General features: G+C 65.5%; 1 protein-coding gene. It reads right to left on the reverse strand.

The genetic code is table 11. The annotated features are described in order from the left end of the window. Positions 1-1,172: caspase family protein (locus AC1D00_RS42050; RefSeq protein WP_477014767.1), on the reverse strand; the 1,172-nt coding region annotated here is incomplete at both ends.

Here is a 1,172-nt window from a genome sequence, read left to right on the forward strand (position 1 = left end):
GGCTTCTTGTCCTGGACCTTCTCGCATTCATTGTCGTCATTGACGCGATAGCCGGCGCGGCATGCGATCTTCACGCAAGCGTCGCCATCGGCCTTGAAGCCGTGATCGCACACCAGCGGACAGACCCGGCCCGGCTTGGCCTTGATGGCATCGAGCGCCTCGAAGCTTGCGAGCTTGGCGTCGAGCTTCGTTCCCGCATATTTGTTGAACAGCGTCAGCGAGCGTTGCGATGACGCATTCCAGTCGCCGTCTGCCGATGCTGCCAGACAGCCGACGCGACGGAGTTCTGACTGCACCAATTTGGCGGTCTCTTGCGGCGAGAGACTGGGCGGCGACTGAGTTGGCGAAACTGCAGCGACCTTCTGCTCGCCGTCACGCTGAGCCTTCTCAGCCGCCTGTTTTGCGGCCAGCTCGGATGCTGCCTTGTCGTTCGCGATCTTGTCGGCGAGCGCCTTCTCGGCGGCCTGCTTGTCGGCAAGCGCCTTGGCGACGGAAGCCTCGGCCTCTTTCCTCTTCTGCTCCGCCGCTGCGGCTTTGGCTTCCTCGACCTGCTTCGCCTTCTCGGCCGCGACCCGCGCATCCTCGGCCGCTTTGGCGGCGGCTGCCGCTTTCTCCTGCTCGGCCTTCTTGGCCCGGTCGGCTGCGAGCCGGGTCTTCTCCTCTTCGGCCTGCCGGGCCTTCTCTGTGGCGACAGCCCGCGTTTCCTCGGCAGCGATCCGATTTAGCTGAGCCTTTGCCAGATCAGTGTAGAACCCGCTCGGGTAGCGATTGAGGAAAGCGGTCCACACATCGCGAGTGCCGAGCTGGAGCGCCAGYTCGTAGTCGCGTCGGATTTCGCTGTCCGGGTTGGCCTGCGGGCCCGGCGCTGCCGCCGGCTTGGCCGGTACCAGCGAAACGTCATCGCCGCCGAGCGAGCCGTACACATACGGCTCCTGCTTGTAGCCGGTGGTCTTGAGGACGTCGTCGCGTACGAAGCCGAACGCCTTGCGCAGATCGAGGCCCGGCATCGGCAGGCGTTCGACGAGAGCGGTGGCAAACGGGCTGTTCTTGGCGTCGCCGTCCGAGGCGGTCGAGCCCGCCTTGGCCGCGAAGGCAACCATGGTGTTCGGGCTGGTCGGCTCGACCTTGGCAAGGCCGCGGCCGATGGCCCTTGAGGCCACCGTGCGCTTCAT

This window comes from Bradyrhizobium sp. P2_E8 (assembly GCF_056403875.1).